Source organism: Methylobacterium haplocladii (assembly GCF_007992175.1).
Lineage (GTDB): Bacteria > Pseudomonadota > Alphaproteobacteria > Rhizobiales > Beijerinckiaceae > Methylobacterium > Methylobacterium haplocladii.
The window spans coordinates 96725-114864 of sequence record NZ_BJZT01000002.1; the positions used below are offsets into that span (position 1 = coordinate 96725).

General features: G+C 69.3%; 15 protein-coding genes. 10 read left to right on the forward strand and 5 right to left on the reverse strand.

Features of this window, described 5'->3' with window-relative positions; genetic code table 11:
• The first annotated feature begins 49 nt into the window (after window positions 1-49).
• From MHA02_RS00965 to MHA02_RS00990, 6 genes are read left to right on the forward strand one after another with little or no spacing between them, the layout of a single operon-like run.
• A complete protein-coding gene (locus tag MHA02_RS00965) occupies window positions 50-1252 on the forward strand; it encodes an acyl-CoA dehydrogenase family protein (protein ID WP_147076098.1) in 1203 nt (400 codons plus the stop codon).
• 25 nt (window positions 1253-1277) lie between these two features.
• Window positions 1278-2210 carry an amino acid--[acyl-carrier-protein] ligase gene (locus MHA02_RS00970; RefSeq protein WP_147076099.1) on the forward strand — a complete coding sequence of 311 codons (933 nt, stop codon included), beginning with the start codon at window positions 1278-1280 and terminating at the stop codon, window positions 2208-2210.
• Window positions 2211-2247: 37 nt separating this feature from the next.
• Window positions 2248-3222: an alpha/beta hydrolase gene (locus MHA02_RS00975; protein ID WP_147076100.1), complete on the forward strand. Its 975-nt coding sequence runs from the start codon at window positions 2248-2250 to the stop codon at window positions 3220-3222.
• Entirely contained in the window at window positions 3219-3476 is a 258-nt protein-coding gene (locus tag MHA02_RS00980) for an acyl carrier protein (RefSeq protein ID WP_147076101.1), read from the forward strand. Before MHA02_RS00975 ends, MHA02_RS00980 begins: the two co-directional genes overlap by 4 nt.
• Before the next feature lie 4 nt (window positions 3477-3480).
• On the forward strand, window positions 3481-4851 hold the full coding sequence (locus MHA02_RS00985; RefSeq protein ID WP_147076102.1) for an ANL family adenylate-forming protein: 1371 nt from the start codon (window positions 3481-3483) through the stop codon (window positions 4849-4851).
• Window positions 4848-5582: an SDR family NAD(P)-dependent oxidoreductase gene (locus tag MHA02_RS00990; protein ID WP_147076103.1), complete on the forward strand. Its 735-nt coding sequence runs from the start codon at window positions 4848-4850 to the stop codon at window positions 5580-5582. Before MHA02_RS00985 ends, MHA02_RS00990 begins: the two co-directional genes overlap by 4 nt.
• A 3-nt stretch (window positions 5583-5585) precedes the next feature.
• Here MHA02_RS00990 and MHA02_RS00995 read toward each other — a convergent pair whose 3' ends face one another.
• Window positions 5586-7112 carry a glucosamine inositolphosphorylceramide transferase family protein gene (locus MHA02_RS00995; RefSeq protein ID WP_147076104.1) on the reverse strand — a complete coding sequence of 509 codons (1527 nt, stop codon included), beginning with the start codon at window positions 7110-7112 and terminating at the stop codon, window positions 5586-5588.
• A 409-nt stretch (window positions 7113-7521) separates the two neighbouring features.
• On the opposite strand from MHA02_RS00995, the gene MHA02_RS01000 reads away from it, so the two are divergent.
• Window positions 7522-9636 carry a GumC family protein gene (locus tag MHA02_RS01000; RefSeq protein WP_238180170.1) on the forward strand — a complete coding sequence of 705 codons (2115 nt, stop codon included), beginning with the start codon at window positions 7522-7524 and terminating at the stop codon, window positions 9634-9636.
• Window positions 9633-10916, forward strand: a complete 1284-nt coding sequence (locus tag MHA02_RS01005) for a VpsF family polysaccharide biosynthesis protein (protein WP_210245043.1) — start codon at window positions 9633-9635, stop codon at window positions 10914-10916. Before MHA02_RS01000 ends, MHA02_RS01005 begins: the two co-directional genes overlap by 4 nt.
• Here MHA02_RS01005 and MHA02_RS01010 read toward each other — a convergent pair whose 3' ends face one another.
• Window positions 10917-12191 (reverse strand): glycoside hydrolase family 5 protein, encoded by a 1275-nt coding sequence (locus MHA02_RS01010; RefSeq protein WP_147076105.1) that lies wholly within the window; start codon window positions 12189-12191, stop codon window positions 10917-10919.
• Window positions 12191-13393, reverse strand: a complete 1203-nt coding sequence (locus tag MHA02_RS01015; protein ID WP_147076106.1) for a DUF1972 domain-containing protein — start codon at window positions 13391-13393, stop codon at window positions 12191-12193. The genes MHA02_RS01010 and MHA02_RS01015 overlap by 1 nt, the downstream gene beginning before the upstream one ends.
• 299 nt (window positions 13394-13692) lie before the next feature.
• On the opposite strand from MHA02_RS01015, the gene MHA02_RS01020 reads away from it, so the two are divergent.
• Window positions 13693-14760: a glycosyltransferase family 4 protein gene (locus MHA02_RS01020; protein WP_238180171.1), complete on the forward strand. Its 1068-nt coding sequence runs from the start codon at window positions 13693-13695 to the stop codon at window positions 14758-14760.
• Here the strand turns inward: MHA02_RS01020 and MHA02_RS01025 are convergent.
• Window positions 14721-15245, reverse strand: coding sequence for a flavin reductase family protein (locus tag MHA02_RS01025; RefSeq protein ID WP_147076108.1), 525 nt, complete (start codon window positions 15243-15245; stop codon window positions 14721-14723). The two genes, MHA02_RS01020 and MHA02_RS01025, sit on opposite strands and share 40 nt — an antisense overlap.
• A gap of 161 nt (window positions 15246-15406) precedes the next feature.
• On the reverse strand, window positions 15407-16849 hold the full coding sequence (locus tag MHA02_RS01030) for a polysaccharide biosynthesis protein (RefSeq protein WP_174804632.1): 1443 nt from the start codon (window positions 16847-16849) through the stop codon (window positions 15407-15409).
• Window positions 16850-17114: 265 nt separating this feature from the next.
• On the opposite strand from MHA02_RS01030, the gene MHA02_RS01035 reads away from it, so the two are divergent.
• The gene (locus MHA02_RS01035; RefSeq protein WP_170248956.1) at window positions 17115-18023 is read left to right on the forward strand and encodes an acyl-CoA acyltransferase; all 909 of its coding nucleotides are present in this window, start codon (window positions 17115-17117) and stop codon (window positions 18021-18023) included.
• Window positions 18024-18140 lie beyond the last annotated feature (117 nt).

Genomic DNA, 18140 nt, shown 5'->3' on the forward strand with positions numbered 1-18140 from the left:
GGCTCGATGGCCGGGTCTTGACCGTGCCGAGGCGCTTTCGAGGATGACCATGACGATCCAGCAAGGGGCGACGACGATCGGGCCGGTGACCACGGCCGCCGACCTGCAGATGCGGGCGCAGGCCGTGGCCGCCATCGCCGCTGCCCATGCCGATTCGGTCGACAGCGAAGGGCGCTTCCCGTCCGAGGCGCGCGAGGCGATGCGCACGCACCGTCTCCTCGGCGCGGCCATCCCGATCGAACTCGGCGGTGAAGGCGCCTCGATCCGGGCGCTCGCCGACGTCTGCTACACGCTGGGCCGGGCCTGCGCCTCGACCGCGATGATCTTCGCGATGCACCAGACCAAGGTCGCCTGCCTCGTGCGCCACGGCCGCGGCGAGCCCTGGCAGGATGGCGTCATGCGCCGCATCGCCCACGACCAACTGCTGATGGCCTCCTCCACGACGGAGGGCAACAACGGCGGTAACGTTCGCGCGTCGGTAGCGGCCGTCGAGGTGGATGACGCGGGCGTGCGGCTCGACCGCGCCGCCACGGTGATCTCCTACGGCGCCGAAGCCGACGGCGTCGTCACGGTCGCACGCCGGGCCGTCGACGCGGCTTCGTCCGACCAGGTGCTCTGCGTGTTCCTCAAGGAAGACTACACCCTGGAGCGTCTGAGCGGCTGGGAGACGCTCGGCATGCGCGGCACCTGCAGCAGCGGCTTCCGCCTCCTCGCCCATGGCGGCGGCGAGCAGGTGTTGAAGGCCCGCTACGCCGAGATCCACGGCCAGACCATGACGCCGGTCTCGCACATCCTGTGGTCGAGCGCCTGGACCGGTATCGCCGCGGCGGCGGTGGAAAAGGCCCAGGCCTTCACCCGCACCGCCATGCGCGGGGCAGGCGGCGTCGCCCCACCCGGCGCCGTTCATTACGGCCGGGCCGTTTCCGGCCTGAAGCAGGCACGCGCGCTGATCGGCCAGAGCCTCGACCGGTACGAGGCCGCCTCCGGCGATCCCGCCGCCCTGTCGGCGATGGATTTTCAGACGGCCATCACGATGCTCAAGGTCGAGGTTTCGGAACTCGCCGTCACCACGGTGATGAGCGCGATGCGCGCCAACGGCCTCGCCGGCTACCGGCAGGACGGCGCCTTCACCGTCGGCCGCCACCTGCGCGACGTCCTCTCCGCGCCGATCATGATCCACAACGACCGGATCGTCGCCAACCTCGTCACCGCAACCCTCATGGCCCCCGTCGCCGCATCGCTGCGCGACTAACCCCCTCACGCAAGGATCGACGACGATGAACATGAACGTCAAAATCGCTCCGGCGGCCCCCACCGCGACGGACCCGCTCGACGCGCTCTTCGACACGATGTTCCGCCCGATGGATGCGCAGGGCGTCTACGCGCGGACCGGCGCCTACGAGTCGGTGGTGGAGGCACTTGTCGCGCTGATCACCTCGAAGCGCGAGGCGGATACCGAGGTGTTCCGCTTCCCGCCGGTGATGAGCCGGGCGCATCTCGAACGGCACGGCTATCTCAAGAGCTTCCCGAACCTGCTCGGCTGCGTCTCCTGCCTCGAAGGCAGCGAACAGGAGATCCTGGCCCAGGCCGGTCTCCACGAGAAGGGCGGCGACTGGACGAGCGGCCTGGAGACCGCCGACCTCGTGCTGACGCCCGCCGCCTGCTACCCGGTCTATCCGATCGCAGCCGCGCGCGGCCCCGTCCCCGCGGCCGGCTATCGCTTCGACGTCGCCTGCGACTGTTTCCGCCGCGAGCCGTCGCCGCATCTCGATCGCCTGCAATCCTTCCGGATGCGCGAATACGTCACGATCGGCACGCCCGAGCAGGTCGCCGAGTTCCGCGAGCGCTGGATCGTTCGTGCCACGGCGCTCGCCGACGAACTCGGCCTCCCCTACACCGTCGAGCAGGCCAGCGACCCATTCTTCGGCCGGCTCGGCCAGATCAAGGCCTTCAGCCAGCTCGAGGCCGCGCTGAAGTTCGAGCTGCTGATCCCCCTGCGGGGCGAGGCGGCCGGCACGGCCTGCATGAGCTTCAACTACCACCGCGAGCATTTCGGCACGACCTGGGATCTGCGCCACGCCGACGGCGAGCCGGCCCATACCGGCTGTGTCGCCTTCGGCATGGACCGCCTCGCGGTGGCGATGTTCGCTACCCACGGCGCCAGCGTCGCCGACTGGCCGCAGGGCGTCCGCACCGCGCTGTCGCTCTAACACGACGCGACAAGGCCGCTCGATCGCAGGATCCGTGATGTCCCTCGACCCGTATGTCAGGCGGTTTCTGGACACGCTCGCCATGGGCGGAGCCGGCGCGCCGAGCGTCGCCGGACGCCGCCAGGGCCAGCGGGTGCTGGCCCGGCTCGCCGGCGTCGAGTCGGCCCCGATCTCCGTGCGGGAGCTGACGCTGCCGCTCTGGTCCGGCCCGTGCGCGGCACGGCTCTACACGCCGCCGGATGCGGCTGAGCCGGGTCCCGGACTCGTCTTCTTCCACGGCGGCGGGCTCATCGCCGGCGACCTTGATACGCACGACACCCTCTGCCGCCGCCTGGCGGTCGCGGTGGGGTGCCGGCTCGTATCCGTCGCCTACCGGCTCGCGCCCGAGCACCCTTACCCGGCGGCGATCGAGGATGCGGTCGCGGCCTTCGTCCACGTCGCGGGCGACGCCGCCGCGTTCGGCATCGATCCCAGCCGTCTCGCCATCGGCGGCGATTCGGCCGGCGCTGGCCTTGCGGCCCGAGTCTGCCAGGAGTTGCGCGGAAACGGCCTGGCCATCGCGGCGCAGCTGCTGCTCTGCCCGGTGCTCGACCTCCGCTGCGGGAGCGCCGCGCAGGACGCGTTCGCGACGGGTTACTTCCTCGACGGGCAGACCATGCGCCACGACATCGCCGCGAACGGCGTAGCGCACATGGTCGACGAGCCGAGGGTCTCCCCACTCCTCGAACCGGATCTTGCCGGCTTGCCCCCAGCCCAGATCCACACCGCCGCCTTCGACATCGTCCGGGATGACGGCGCGGCCTATGCCGAACGCCTCCGGCAAGCCGGCATACCGGTCGCGTACACGTGCCATGCCGGCATGATCCACTTTTTTTACGGGCTCGGCCGCCTGATCCCGGCAGCGCAGCCGATCCTCACCGAGATCGGCGCCGCGTTCGGCGCCCTCCTGCGCGGCGCACCTGCCGAGCAGCCCGACATCGTCCACCCCGAACCGTTGCGGAGAGCATCATGACCCTGCGTTCGACCGTCATCGCCGAGATCAAGGCCATTACCCGCGATCACGACAAGACCATGCCGCCGCTCACCGACGACATGGTGCTGATGGACACCGAGTTCGATTCGCTGTGCTTCGCCCTGTTCGTCGCCCGCATGGAGGATCACCTCGGCGTGGATCCGTTCGGCACCATGGAGGTCGCCGACCTGCCGGTGACGCTCGGTGACCTCGTCGCGCTCTACGACCGCGCCGCCGTGACGGAAGCGGCCTGAGCCGATGAACCTCCGCGACCGCCTGAGCCGCGCGGGCACGCCCCAAAATCTGTTCCTCGCGGACAGGTCCAGCCGCCGGGCTCTACGCGACAGCCTCGATGCGGCGGCCCGCGTCGATGTCGCCGAGCGGCTCGCCGGGCGTTCGGTTCTGGTCGCCACGGGCGGCCAGATGGCCGCCGCGCTCGCAATGATCGCCCTCGACGGGCTGGTCCGCCGGATGGTGCTCGCGCCACCCGGCATGACCGCCGAGCAGGTGCCGGGCGTCCTGGCTGATGCCGAGATCGACCTCTGCGTGACCGATGCCGGTTGCCCGTTCCGGGCCGCGCTCGACGGCCTGCCCTGCATCGAGGCCGCCGACGCTGCCCTGGCCGCCGCGCCGGATGTGCAGCAGCCGACAGAGTGGGTGCTGACCACCTCGGGCACCACCGGCGCGCCGAAACTCGTCGCGCATACCCTCGAAGGCCTCGCGGGTGGGATCAACACGGCGGCGGCGCCCGATCCCGGCACGGTCTGGAGCACGTTCTACGACATCCGCCGCTATGGCGGCCTGCAGGTTTTCCTGAGGGCGATCCTCGGCCCGTCGCCGCTGGTGCTGTCCGATCCCGACGAACCAGTGCGCGAGTACATCCTGCGGGCGGCGGAGGCCGGCGTCACCCATATCCTCGGAACGCCCTCGCATTGGCGGCTGGCGCTGATGAGCACCGCGCTTCCGCACTTGAAAGCCCGCTACCTGCGGCTTTCGGGAGAAATCGCCGACCAGGCGATTCTCGACCTGCTCCGCGGCGCCTTCCCCGAAGCGCGGATCGCCCATGCCTATGCCTCCACCGAGGGCGGCGTCGGCTTCACCGTCGAGGACGGACGTGAGGGCTTTCCCGCGGGTCTCGTCGGCGCGCGCACCGGCATCGAGATCGTGGTGCGCGACGACACGCTCCACATCCGCTCGAACCGCACCGGGCGGCGGTATCTCGGCGAGGGCGCCGCGGCGCTGGCCGATGAGGAGGCGTTCGTCGATACCGGCGATCTCGTCGAGCGGCGCAGCGACCGCTTCTTCTTCCTCGGACGCCGCAGCGGCATGATCAATGTCGGCGGCGCCAAGGTGCAGCCCGAAGAGGTCGAGACCGTCATCAACGGCCATCCGCGCGTGTCGATGTCCCGCGTCCGCGCCCGGCCGAACCCGATTCTCGGTGCCGTCGTCGAGGCGGAGATCGTCCTGCGGAGCGATGCCGCCGAGGAGGCCGACCCGGCTGCGCTCAAGACGGCGATCATCGCCCACTGCCGCCCGCACCTCGCCAAGCACAAGGTCCCCGTGAGCGTGAAGTTCGTTCCCGACCTGCCGCTCACCGCCGGCGGCAAGCTTCTGCGGAGGGCGCCATGACCGCACTACGCACCGTCATCGTGACAGGGGCGAGCCGCGGCATCGGGCTCGCCATAGCGAGCACGCTCGCGGCCGAAGGCTTTCGCGTGGTTGCCGTAGCGCGGCGTTCCTCGGAGGCGTTCGAGGCGGCGGCGGCGGCGGCTCCCGACGGATCGATGCATTTCACGGCCTGCGACCTTGGAAAGACCGAGGCGCTGCAGCCGCTGGTGCGGGGCATCCGGGCCGAGCACGGCCCGATCTACGGTCTGGTGAACAATGCAGCGATCGGCACGCCGGGACTCCTCGCGACGATGCCCGACCACGCGGTGGCGGACCTCGTGCACCTCAACACCCTCGCGCCGATGCTGCTGACCAAATACGTCGTGCGCGGCATGATGGCCTCGGGCAGCGGGCGCATCGTGAGCGTGAGCTCGATCATCGCCTTCACCGGCTACAACGCGCTCTCGGTCTATGCTGCGACGAAGGCCTCGATGATCGGCTTCACGCGTTCGCTCTCGCGTGAGGTCGGCCGTCTCGGGGTGACGGTCAACGCGGTGGCGCCGGGCTTCATCGAGACCGCGCTGACCGAGGGCATGGACGAGGCCGAACGCGAGCGTATCGCGAAGCGCAGCGCGCTCCGCCGCCTCGCGGATCCGGACGACGTGGCCAACGCCGTCGCCTATCTGTTCTCGGACAAGGCCCGCAACGTCACAGGTACCGTCCTGACCGTGGATGCCGGCAGCACGGCCTGACCGTTAGGTCCTGCGCGGCGGAAACCCCAGGGCCGGGAACCGCGGCACGCGGGCGGACCCGTCGATGAATTCGAACCCACCGGCCGTGTTCAGCGAGTGAAGCCGGGAGCCGGGCCAGAGCGGGCCGGCCTCGATCCGCGCAAGGAGGCTCTGCGTAAAGCCGGCATCATCGAGACGGTCGACGATCATCAACCCGAGCGCCGCACCGTAGCCACGGCTGCAATCCTGGACCGGACGGATGATCCTGCCGTCGCGAACCATCACGCGGCCGGCCGGCCGGGCCGTGGCGATGTCGATCAGGACCGGATTGGCCCTGTGCGGCGTCCAGGGCCCGCGAAAATCCGGTGCGCTCCACAGGTAGAGTGCGTCAGAGTAGGAGCCATGGCCGAGCGGAGCCGTCGTCGGGGCTCCGCGCACGGTGGCGAAGAGCCACCAGCGGCCCTCGTGCTCGAACAGCGTCGGATCGCTTGCCGCGATCCCGAAGACGAGGGTCGCGTGCTTGACCCAGCCGCCGGGGAAGTCCGTGGCTCGGTAGAGGTCGATCGTTCCGGCGGCGCAGGACTCGGGTACCATCCAGACCGCGCCGTCCCGCGCGAACACGAACGGGTAGGACAGGTGATGGGGCGTCTCCAGCACCGGCACCGGGATGCCGACCGGCCCGGTGTCATCGAACGCGACCGCCGAGATCACCCCCTTGGCCGTCGCGTGTGGAAACTCCTCGACGAAGAGCCAGCAGCGTCCCTCGTGCACGATCGGAAACGGGTCGGCGTAGAACCGCCGCCCATCGTCGGGCAGTTCGTGCCATCCGGACTCGGGGTGCCGCCCCAGCGCCACGAGATCCGGCCCGTCGAGCCGGCGCCACCCCGTGCGCCAGTGCGGTGAGCGGTAGCCGATGCGGTAGATGTGCTGCAGCGTGGTGCGGGCCGCGATCCGGACGGCGCGCCGGGCGAAATCGGACATCGTCATTTCCGCAGCGGGGGCAGGCTCCTTCGGCGGAGGGACAAAAGCGGGAGCTCCGCCGTCGAAGGCGGCTGCGATCAGCATCGCCGTGCGAGCGAGACCGTCCTCGAACATGGTCTGCACGACACCGCGCACCTCGGTTCCGAGGCGGCCTTCGCTGACCACCCGACCGTCCTCGACGAGGCTCGCAACCGGCAGCCGGCCGGCGAGCAGGGTCGCGAGCAGGGCCGCTTCGCCGGGGCGTCCGTCATAACCGAGCCGCCAGACCCGAACGCCGTCGGCCGGGTCCGCATCGCCGTACAGGTCGATCACGAGATCGGGGGTCTCGCCCCTCGGCCGCGTCCAGCCCGCGACCACGGCGGCGGCCGGCGACGCGGCCGGCCCGTTATGCGGCAAGCCATGGAACAGGGCTTCGATCCGAAGCAGCATGTCCGCGTTGCGCGGCCATACGGCGGAGCCCGCACGATCGTCGACCTCGACCCGACAGTCCCGGCGTTCACCGAGGCGCTCGATCAGCGCCGCGTGCCAGCGCCTGGGGCGGCGACCGTCGAGGCGAAGTCTTACGAGCACCGGGCTTCCTGCATGGCTGTCGGGTTCCGCGTCATCGGTCGTGCCCCACATCTGCAGGGCACTTGTCCCTACGCCTCGACAGGTCTGACAAGTTGATCCTGCAAGGAAGGCTTAACCACGCCGGAAGATTTCCCGGATCGGGCGACCCGCGCATCTCCATCTGCGTGATCGTATACTAAGTTTTTTCAGTAAAATATTTCTTGATGCCACAGACCTGGAGGCACAGCCTCGGAAAAACACGAGAATGAGCAGATGGGCGCTACGGTCGATTAGGTATTGATCACTTAACGTTTCGACCGGACCGGCCCCGGGCCGAGCCTTCGGACGCGGCCGAGCCGTCGCGCAGATTTTGCAGACCGGACCGCGGACGAGAGGACGGAGCTCCGCCTTGAACCAACAATGGCCAAGCGTGAGACAGGGCGAACGTGTTTCGGCGCAGCCGAACATGCTGCTGCCCTATGTCCCGATCCGGCCGAACCATGCGGCAAAGGACACGGCGGCCGATGTCGGCGACCTGTGGCGCATCATCGTGCGCCGCCGCGGGACCGTGCTGTTCACGACTGCGATCTTTCTCCTCGGCGCGCTGCTCTACAGCCTCCTCGCCGCTCCCCTGTTTTCCGCTACGTCGCAGCTCCTGATCGACCCGCGCAACCGCCAGGTCGTGAGCCGCGACCTCAACGATAGCGCCGTCGCGCCGGATGGCGGGGTCACCGTCGTCGAGAGCCAGGTCAAGGTCATCGAGTCGGACTCGGTCCTCCTGCGGGCCATTGCCGAGACCGGACTGGAAGACGATCCCGAATTCGGTGCTCCGACCCGGGGCCTCGTCCAGGAGACCGTGCAGGGTCTCCAAACGGCGCTGTTCGGCAGCCGCGAGGTCGAGCGGAACCGAAGGACGCTGGCGCTGCTGAAGCTGCGGCGGAAGCTCGCCGTCAAGCGGGCCGACAAGGTCTTCGTGGTGGACGTGATCGTGACGGTGTCCGATCCCGACAAGGCCGCCCGCATCGTCAACGCCATCGCCAAGGCCTATCTCGCCGATCAGGCCGAGGCTCGGTCGAACGCCGCGAACCGCGCCTCCGGGGAGCTGCGCGGTCGTCTCGACAGCCTGCGCACGGACGTCAATGCGGCGGAGACGCGGCTCGAAGCCTTCAAGGCGGCGAACGGGTTGATCGCGTCGAGCGGCCGCCTCGTCAGCGAGCAGCAACTGACCGACAGCAACGCCCGCCTGATCGCGGCCCGCAACCGCATCGCCGAGACGAAGAGCAAGCTCCAGGATCTCCAGGGCGTCCGCGGCGCCGCCTTCGACACGAGCGCGCTGCCGGAGGCGATCCAATCGCCGACGATCGAGCGTCTGCGCTCGCAATATTCGGAGCTTGCCAGCAAGGAAGGCGACCTGCGCACCCAGATGGGCGCCCGCCATCCCTACATGGCCGCCATCCGCACGCAGATGTCGGACGTGAAGCGCCTGATCGACACCGAGCTCGTGCGCATCACCAAGGCGGCAGAGATCGAGCTTCAGCGCGCGCAGGCCGCCGAGAAGCTGCTCAAGGCGAACCTCACCGAACTGCGCACCGAGTCGGTGCAGACGAGCAAGGCCACCGTCCAGCTGCGCGAGCTCGAGAGCAGCGTCCAGGCGAGCCGTTCCATCTACGACACCTATCTCGTGCGCTCGCGGGAAATCGCCGAGCAGGCCAATATCGACACGGCCAACACCCGGGTGATCACCTGGGCGCAGCCGCCCGAGGAACGCAGCTGGCCGCTGCGCGGGCTGATCCTGTCCGCCGGCCTCATGGCGGGCCTCGGCATCGGCGTCGGGCTCGCGATGGTGCGCGAATACGCGCGGCCAGCTTTGCTCTCCCGCCGGCAATGCGAGCGGCTGCTCGGGGCGCCGGTCCTGGCGACCTTGCCTCGCTCCTTGAACCCTCATGATCCCGCCTGTCAGAAGGAGGCGATCGTCGCCCTCGACACCCTGCGCAGCCAGTTCAGGCCGCCGAACGGGGTCGAGCGAGCCCTCGTCGTCGTGGTCGTGGCCTCGATCGGCGATGCCGGCGAGCAGCGATCGGTCATCGACGTCCTGTCCGGCACCGCTGCGGCGCGGGGCGACAGGGTCCTCGTCGTCGAAGCCGACCTCAACGCCGACGATCTCGGAAAGGGTGGGCTGCTCGAAGTCCTGCGCGGCGAGATGAGCCTCTACGCGGCCATCACGACGAACCCGGCCACTGGCGCCCGCTGGCTCGGGATCGGCAACGGCGACAAGCCGGTAAGCGGCGCCTTCGACCGGGCCAATGTCGAACAGTTTTTCGACCATGTCGGCGGCCGGTTCGATCTTGTCCTGGTCAATGGCGGGATCCTGCCGGCGAACACACGGATCGCCTCCGTGGTCGGTTCAGCCGACCGCCTGCTCGTCGTGGCGCGGGCCGGCCGGACCCTGCAGGCCGATCTCACCGATCTCGACCGCGTCGCCTCGGCGATGGGACGGGCGGCGTTCGGCGCCGTGCTCGTGGACGATCGGGTCAGGACGCGATGATCCAGGCCGAGGCGCGTCTCTGGGCGCCGGAGCGGGCGAGCCTGACGCCACCACCGGATCTCGCGCTCATCGTGCTGACGGTCCTCGTCTTCGGCGTGTCGGGCGGCATGCTCTGGCTCGTCGGCATCAACTACGACGGGCTGACCGGTTCGGCGGCCCAGAAGATCCACCCCGCCACCTACCTGTCCATCGTGCTCCTTGCCTGGACGATGGCCCGCGTCGGCAATCCCGTGGCCAACGCGGTCACGGCGCTCGAACGCCGGCCCGCCGGCCTCCTGCTCGGTGTGATGGGGATCGGCCTCGCCGTCCAGATCGTCGTGCGCGGCGGCGCAGGCATCGCGGGCGCGATCGATACGTTCCTGCTGCCCGCCATCGTCGCCATCCTCTTCATCGGCTGCGACGGGCGAACGATGAAGCGGATCGAGACCACGATCCATGTCGTCATGGCCGTGAACGCGGCCCTGGGCCTCCTCGAATTCGTCTCGGGCCAGCGCTTCTTCCCCTACCGGCTCGACGGCGCGCTGCTCGAATACGACACGCGCTCGGTCGCCCTGCAGGGTCATCCGCTCACGAATGCGACCCTGACGGCCTGTTACGTCGTCGCCCTCGCGGCGGGCGGCGGATCGCTCGGCGCAATGCGGCGGCTCGTCGTCATCGGATTGCAGATCGCCGCCCTCGTCGCCTTCGGCGGCCGTTCGGGAATCGTCGTCACCCTCGTCCTCGGCGGCGGCCTCGGACTCATCGGAATGGTCCGGGCCGTCATGCGGGGGCAGATCCCGCTGCTCGCGGTGGCGGGCGCCGCCTTCGCCCTGCCCCTGCTCGGGCTGACGCTTGCCGGGCTCGCCGGCTTCGGCTTCTTCGACGCCCTGCTCGGCCGCTTCGTCGACGATGGCGGCAGCGCCAATGCGCGAGTCGTGGTGCTGGACCTGTTCGGCCGGCTGTCGCTGCGCGAACTCGTCATCGGCCCGGACCCGACCGTCATCGACAGCATGCGCCGCATCAACGGTTTGGCGATGGGTCTGGAGAACCCGATCGTCCGGCTCCTGCTCTACCAGGGCGCCGCGATGACGGCCCTGCTCACCGTCGCCCTGGCGTTGTTCCTGTACGAGATCGGACAGCGCTGCCGCCCCGGCATCGCCATGCCGATGATCACCTTCGCCGTCCTCGCCAACACCTACGAGAGCGTCGGCAGCAAAACGACGCTGGTGGCGAAGTTCGTGATCCTGCTTCTGGCGCTGTACCGGGCTCCCGCACCGGAGGAAGAGACGGACATGGCCTGATCAGGGCCGTAGACCGAGGGTGGGCAGGCGCAGGCCGAGGGCGCCGAGCATGTCCGTATCGAGCTCGCGGGCAGTGTCGTCCATGATTCCCATGCCGTCGAACAGGTTCCAGAACGCCCAGGGGAAGCCGTAGGTCTCCGCGCTGCGGCGCACGTCGGCGACGTAGCGGGCGCGGTCGGCTGCACCCGAGGCGACGTAGCGATGGTCGCTGCGCAAGGCGCCGAACTCGCCCATCAGGATCTGCCCGGTCGGGATCGCGTTGCGCACCGACCAGTCGCGGACCTGCCCGAGATAGCGGTCGACGAAGCCGCGGTCCGGACGCGCGGCGAAGTACTCCGCGAGCTTCGCTTCGGTCAGCCGGTAGGCGTCCGCCTTGTCCGCCTCCGGCCTCTCATCGTCCTGCGCCATCCGGGCACGGACGGCTGCGAGCGTCGCGTCGAGGCGCCCGGTGGAGGCCGGCCACGGCACCGCGTTCAGCGAGCGATAGACGGGCTCCCGCATCCAGGGCGCGCCCTGATGGGTGAACAGGTACGGCTCGTAGAAGTGGAAGGTGTAGAGCAGCGGCCCGTAGAGCCGCAGCGGGGCCGGATCGAGCGCCGTCAGGCCGCGGATCATGCTGCCGCAGGCCCCCGTCGCAACAAGCGTCAGTCGGGGCGCGGCGACCCGTGCCGCCGCGAGCAGATCGGTTTGCACCAGCGTCCAGGAGGCGGACGCGCAATCCTGCGTCGGCTCGTTCACCGGCTCGAACGCGACCCGCTCGGGCGAGTACCGTGTCAGGTCCCGGGCCAGCTCCGCCACCAGCGCACGATAGGCCGGCAGCAGCGGGGCGCGGGGTTCGCCGTAGAGGTTGCCCGGATTGTAGTGGTGCGTCGCCGCATTGGCGTGGAGGTTGAGGACGAGGGTGAGGCCCTCGGCCAGGATCGCGGCGATCGCGGAATGCAGGTCGGCGAAAAGCGCCGCGCGCTGCGCGCCGTCGAAGGCCAGGAAGGGGCCGGGATCGACGGGAAGACGGACGAAGTCGAAGCCCACCCGGGCGAGGCGCGACAGGTCGGAGCGGGTCGGGACAGGGCGCCGCTCCTGAAAGGCCGGCCAGCCGTAATCCGTGCGCGGCGCCGGAAACTCGCGGGTGAGCGAGAACCACGGCCAGAGGTTGATCCCGCGGCGGATCGCGATCGGCTCCGGCCCGGTGCGCGCCGCCGCGGCGGTACGCGGGGCGAGCACGCTGGCGAGCCCGCCCCCGATCACACCGCGCCGCGTGGCGCCGTCGTACGCCATCACCGGGTCGCGGTGGGTCCGTCGATGGTCAGGCCGTTCGCGGTGTCCGGCGCCGGCACGTAGCCCTGGCTTGCCTTGGCGCGGCTGTCCGCCACCGTGACGATCATCATCTCGTAGGCCTGCAGGATGTCCGTCCAGTCGAATCGCAGCGACTCGAGCCGGGCGCTCTCGCGCGCCTTTCCAAGCGCCGCATCGTCGGTGAGCAGGCGGGCGATCAGCGTCTCGCAGCTGCCAATATCGGTAAAGTAGTTCTGGTCCTCGCCGGCCGTCAGCCGGTTGTAGGGATTGTCGTGGGCGATGACGGCACTCCCGGCCCAGAGGGCTTCGACCAGCGACGGGTTGGTCCCGCCCACGGTGTGGCCGTGCAGGTAGGCCCTGGCGTGGAAACGCAGCGCACCGACGGTCGCCGCATCGTAGATGGCGCCGGGAAAGATCACCTCGTCGCTCGCCGCCGCGCGGACACGCCGATGGTAGTCGTTCCCCTCGCGCAGCTCGCCGAGCACCACCAGCTTCGCTCCGCGCTTCATCCGCGAAAAAGCCTCGACGATGGTGAGGATATTGTTGTCCGGCTCGATCCGGCAGATCGAGACCATGTAGCGTCCGGGCTCCAGGCCGAGGGGCACGAGCGGCTCGCTCGGCGCCGTCAGAACCGGGTCTCCGCCATAGGGGATCATGCTGATGGCCCGGCGCGGCCGGCGCGTGGCGACGTGATCGGCGATGGCCGGATGATCGGCGACGAGGTGGTGCGACGACCACGCCGCGATCCATTCGTTGACCCAGAACCACGCCCGCACGGGCATCGACCATTTCGGCCGGCGCCACTCGATGCCGTCCATGTTCGTCACGATCTTGCGGCCGGCGAGGCGCAGCAGCGGCAGGAATACCGCGCCGTTATAGCCGAGGACGAGGCTCACCGCCTCGCGTTGTGCGGCGTGCCGCACGCAGTGATAGTCGAATTCAAGGGTCGCCCGCGGGCCGCGGGACGACACCTGCACGTGGATGAGCTCGATCCCGCGCCACGTCTCGGAGCGGAACCGGGTGTCGACCCGCCCGACCTCGTCCTGGCAATAGACGCCGACGGACCAGCCGCGCTCCACCAGGAAAAGGGCGAGCCGCTCCGCGAAGGTCTCGAAGCCTCCGTGATCGGCGGGCAATCCGCGCGTTCCGAGAATCAGGAGTGAAGGTGTCGGCTGGGTCGTCATTCTGGCCATCGATTCCTGGGATGTTGGCGGCGAGATCGCTGACCCGGCCAATCACCCGCGACGCGATCGTGCTGCGCCAATATTTAAGGATCGACCTATAGACCGTGACCTCTGTTCGACAGTCTCTACAGACAATGCCAAGCGGTGAATTTGCTATTAAAGTTAATTCACCCGCAAGATGTAGGTAGAATATGCGTATCACATGCGTTCATCAGGGCTACGAACTGTACGGGTCCGATAGAAGCTTCATCGAAACCGTTCGCGTGATCCGCGAGACGTGGCCTGAAGCGTCGATCGATGTGATTCTCCCGCGCCATGGCCCGATCGTCGCGCCACTGGAGCTGCTGGCCACCCGCATCCTCGTCGAGCCGCTGTGGATCCTGCGCCGCCGCGACCTGCCGCGGCTTGCGACCTTGGGGCTGCTGACCCTGCCGGTCGCCGTCGGACGGGCGGTCGTGCGGATGGCGCGCAGCGATCTCGTCTACGTGAACACTTCGGTGGTGGCCGACTATCTCGTGGCCGCGCGATTCTTCCGCCGCCGCTGCGTGGTGCATATCCACGAGATCCCCGAAGGCTTCGTCAGGACCGTGCTGCGGGCGCTGACGCGCTGGAGCGGCTGCGGCATCATCTTCAACTCGCGGGCGACGCAGCGGGCCTTCGCGCCGAACCCCGCAAGGGCCGGACGGGTCGTCTATAACGGCATCGCCGATCCGGGCCGGCCGAAGGGGATGGCGTATCGCGGCGACCGGCCTCTGCGACTGCTGATGCTGGGCCGGATCAGCCGCATCAAGGGCCAGGACGCAATGGTCGAGGCGATGGGCAGCCTGCCCGCCGCGATCCGTGACCGGATCGCCCTGCGGATCGTCGGCAGCGCCTTCGAGGATGCGGAGCGCGAGCGGGCGTTGGCAGACGCCATCACCGAGGCCGAACTGGACCGGTCGATCGAACGGCTGCCGTTTACGCCGGACCCGTCCGAGCATTTCCGCTGGGCGGACATCGCGGTGGTGCCCTCCCGGCTACCCGAATCCCTCGGTCGCGTCGCGATCGAGGCGATGGCCTACGGCATTCCGCCCGTCGTCTCGGAGATTGGCGGCCTGCCAGAGGTGGTGGAAGATGGCGTCACCGGCTGGCTGGTCCCGCCCGGCGATTCCGCGGCGCTGGCACAGCGGCTGACGGCGCTGGTGACGGACCCGGCGCGTTGGGCCGGATTTCCCGCTGCGGCCCGGCAACGCTATTGCGCGATCTTCGCCGAGGAGGCCTCGGCCGCCGGCATGGTGGCCTGCTTCCGCGAGGTCCTGGACGGACGGCGAGTTGGCGCTCCGAAGGATCAGGCCAGCGGCACGCTTCCGAAGCAGCCGAGCCGGTAGACGAGGGAGCCCGATTCCTGGTGAGCTACCCGGACCTCGCGGACCGCGCCGAGCAGGATCGCGTGGCTGTGGCGCTCGATGACCTCGTCGATCTCGCAATCGACGATGGCCTGCGCCCCGGCGAGCCCGGAGGCGCCGGATCTCATGACGATCCAGTCTGCGCCCTGGTAGCGCTCGGCCCCACGCAGAGATCCGATGCCGGCGAAGCGCTCGGCCACGGCCTGATGCTCCGCGCCGAGGATGCTCACGCAGAAGTGCCGCCGCCGGGCGATCACCGGCCAGGTCGACGAGGCGCGGTTCACGCAGACGAGCATGGTCGGCGGATCGACGGAGAGCGAGACCGCCGAGGTCGCCGTGAGGCCGACGCGTTCGTCTCCCGAGCCGGCTGTGACGACGACGACTCCCCCGGTGAGCCGGCGCATGGCCATCTTCAGCAGGGCGGCGCTCGTAGGCGGAGGGGGGATGTCTCGGACCGAAATGTTCATCGCCCTCTCCTGCTCCGCGACCAACCCTGCCGACGGTCCGACCGGAGGGAACGCGCGTTCGCCCCGATCGGCCCCCAGACCCTTTGCCACGCTGCCCGCGCCCGGAAACGCCATGGTCCGCCGCCTGTTCGCGACGGCCGCCGTCTGTGCGCCGGCGGCTTTCATTCCGCAGGCGCCGAATAGGCCGGCGCGTAGGTAGCGCGTATCGGCACCGCGGTCTCCCTGCGCCCGGTCGGGACGTCCTCGTGCGGTGCCGCGGCCTCCGCGACGGCCGCGGCCGCTTCCAGGACCCGTTTGTCCGCCCGGCGCGCAAACTTGCGGAAGGCGATGGCCGACCCGAGGACGACGGCGAGCTCGGAGGCCGCCAACCCGGCCAGCGCGTAGTGCGGCGGCAGGGTCAGCAGCATCGGGATCATGATCGTGAAACCGATGCAGGCGGCGGCGATCGCGCCCCAGGCGATGGTGCGGAACGCCGCCGACGCTTCGAGATAGGCGCGGGGGATGGCGTAGAGCAGCGAGATCGCGACCACGCCCCACACGGCGAAGCCGATCAGGTTCATCGGCTCGTGGCTGAACCGCCCCTTGAAGAGATAATGCTCGATGATCGGCAGCGCGCCCCACATCGCCAATCCGTAGATCAGGCTCGCGATGGCGATCACCGCTGTGGACCGCACCACGATCCGGTAGGCCGCGCTGGTGCGGCCCTGCGCCAGCAGCCCGGTCACCTCGGCGAGCGCCATGTTGGTGAGCGCGTTGGTCGGGATGCGCAGCGGCGCGAAGAGCACGAGCGTGGCGGCGATCGGCGCATAGGCCGCCGGGCCGACGATGGCTGCGAAGGCCAGCGTGAGCCCCTGGCCCTGGACGGTGATGCTGGTCACCCCAGTCAGCGACCAGAGCAGCGTGCGCCAGAGCGAGAGGTAACGGCGCCAGAGCGATCGGCGCAGGGTGATGCGGAGCGGCTGGCGCAGGGCGAAGTACGACACGGCGATGCCGCAGGCATGGGCGAACGCGAGCGACAGGAAGGCGTGGTCGAGGACGGCGGTGTCGCTGCCATGCAGGGTGAGCAGCGCGAACAGCAGTCCGACGCCCGCATAGACGGCATCGCTCATCCCCGCGATCCGCGCGGATTTCCGCGCCAGCAGGACGATCCGCAGATAACTCCGGAAGGCATAGAGGGCGATGAAGGCTCCCGCGGCGAGCGCTCCGTAGGCGCCGATCACCGCACCGAGGATGGCCGTCGCGAGAAGGCCCATGCCCAGCGCGACGACGAGCGCGCCGGAGCCGAACACGATGTCGTAGCCGCGCTCCGCCGGGCGGCCGAGGCTGCGCGACAGGAAGAGTGTCGCCGGCACCGCGACCAGCGCCCGGATATAGGCGATGCCAACCGCACCGCTCGTGAACACGATCGCGAACAGCCCGTAATCGTGCTGGCTCAGTGTCCGCACGAGCACGACGTTCAGCACGAAGTGGAACAGGCTCTGGATCAATTCGCCGGACAGGATCACGGCGAACCGGCTGCCGAACCCGCCGCGGGGCGCTGCGCCGACCGTCGCAGGGGCCCGCGACAGACGTCCGAGCACCGAAGACTTCAAGGCCTGGATCATGTTGCAGGAAACCGCATTGCAAGGGTTCGCATGACGTCGTTCACCCCTCCCGAAAACATTTAACGTCGCCTCACTAGAGTGAGGCCCTATTCGAGTGGCGATCCGAACTCGTCGAACCCGTGCAGAAATGGCAAACGAGCGTATTCGAAGCCTGCGGTTGCAAGATCGAGACCCGGGGCGCGGCGGAGCGGCCGTTCGGATCCGGCACGCTTTTCGGTAAAGGCGTCCGGCCGGCGTGTCGTTCGGAGACAAGCGAAGGCGAGCGATGACGACGATCCGAGACGCTTCATCGGCCCCAGCCGCAGCCGCAGCCGCGTCCGCGACGACCGAACCGCGCCCGGGCGTGCGTTGCCGTCGTGTCGGGCCGGCCGACATCGATGCTCTGGGGCTGCTTCTGACGCAGGGCTTTCCGGCCCGCAGCCTCGTGGACTGGCGCAGATCCCTGACGCAGCTCCGTGCCTGGACGGAGGCGGAGCGTTTGCCCGGTCTCGGTTTCGTGCTGGCGGACGGAGACGCCCTCGTCGGTTGCCTTCTGACGCTCTACGGAGCCGGGGGTACACGCTGCAACATGTCGAGCTGGTACGTCGAGGAGGGCTACCGCCGCTTCGGCACCATGCTGGTCAGCGCCGCCCTGCGCGACCGATCGATCACCTACGTCAACATCTCCTCGGAGCGTCACACCCGGCCGATCATCGAGGCGCAAGGGTTCCGCCGCTATACCGAGGGCGTGATGCTCGCGGCACCCTTGGCGTCGCTGGCAGGGCTCGGACGCGCGACGATATCCGCGGGGCGTCCGGGTGCCGACGTGACCGTCGATCCCGCCGAAGCCGCGCTGATGGAGCATCACGCGGCACTCGGCTGCATCACCTTCTGGTGCGTCGCCGACGGGCGAGCCTATCCGTTCGTGGTGGCGCGCCGGCTGATCAAGGGGCGCCTGCCGATCGCGCAGATCGTCTATTGCGCGGAAGCCTTGGACTGGCGCCGGCTGTCGCATGCAGTCGGACGCGCCCTCGCCCGGCACGGCCTGTTCCTGCTCCTGCTCGACGCGCAGGGCGCGGTGCCCGGCCTGCCCGGTCGCTTCCTGGCCGGGCGCATGCCGAAATACGCGCGCGGACCCGTCACCCCACGCTGCGGCGACCTTGCCTATACCGAGGCCGCGGTCATCGGGACTTGAGATCACCGGCAGGCCGACGCGTTCTCCAAATCTTCACGGCCTGAGCGCTACGCCTGTACGGCGCGGCACCGACGGGCGAAGTGTTCCGGCGCAGGATACGGGACAATCCACATGGTC

What these genes read in the sequence shown, in the direction of transcription:
- MHA02_RS00965 (WP_147076098.1), top strand. Translation starts at nt 50, where the DNA reads ATGACGATCCAGCAAGGGGCGACGACGATCGGGCCGGTGACCACGGCC.
- MHA02_RS00970 (WP_147076099.1), top strand. Translation starts at nt 1,278, where the DNA reads ATGAACATGAACGTCAAAATCGCTCCGGCGGCCCCCACCGCGACGGAC.
- MHA02_RS00975 (WP_147076100.1), top strand. Translation starts at nt 2,248, where the DNA reads ATGTCCCTCGACCCGTATGTCAGGCGGTTTCTGGACACGCTCGCCATG.
- MHA02_RS00980 (WP_147076101.1), top strand. Translation starts at nt 3,219, where the DNA reads ATGACCCTGCGTTCGACCGTCATCGCCGAGATCAAGGCCATTACCCGC.
- MHA02_RS00985 (WP_147076102.1), top strand. Translation starts at nt 3,481, where the DNA reads ATGAACCTCCGCGACCGCCTGAGCCGCGCGGGCACGCCCCAAAATCTG.
- MHA02_RS00990 (WP_147076103.1), top strand. Translation starts at nt 4,848, where the DNA reads ATGACCGCACTACGCACCGTCATCGTGACAGGGGCGAGCCGCGGCATC.
- MHA02_RS01005 (WP_210245043.1), top strand. Translation starts at nt 9,633, where the DNA reads ATGATCCAGGCCGAGGCGCGTCTCTGGGCGCCGGAGCGGGCGAGCCTG.
- MHA02_RS01010 (WP_147076105.1), bottom strand. Translation starts at nt 12,191, where the DNA reads ATGGCGTACGACGGCGCCACGCGGCGCGGTGTGATCGGGGGCGGGCTC.
- MHA02_RS01015 (WP_147076106.1), bottom strand. Translation starts at nt 13,393, where the DNA reads ATGACGACCCAGCCGACACCTTCACTCCTGATTCTCGGAACGCGCGGA.
- MHA02_RS01025 (WP_147076108.1), bottom strand. Translation starts at nt 15,245, where the DNA reads ATGAACATTTCGGTCCGAGACATCCCCCCTCCGCCTACGAGCGCCGCC.
- MHA02_RS01030 (WP_174804632.1), bottom strand. Translation starts at nt 16,849, where the DNA reads ATGATCCAGGCCTTGAAGTCTTCGGTGCTCGGACGTCTGTCGCGGGCC.
- MHA02_RS01035 (WP_170248956.1), top strand. Translation starts at nt 17,115, where the DNA reads ATGACGACGATCCGAGACGCTTCATCGGCCCCAGCCGCAGCCGCAGCC.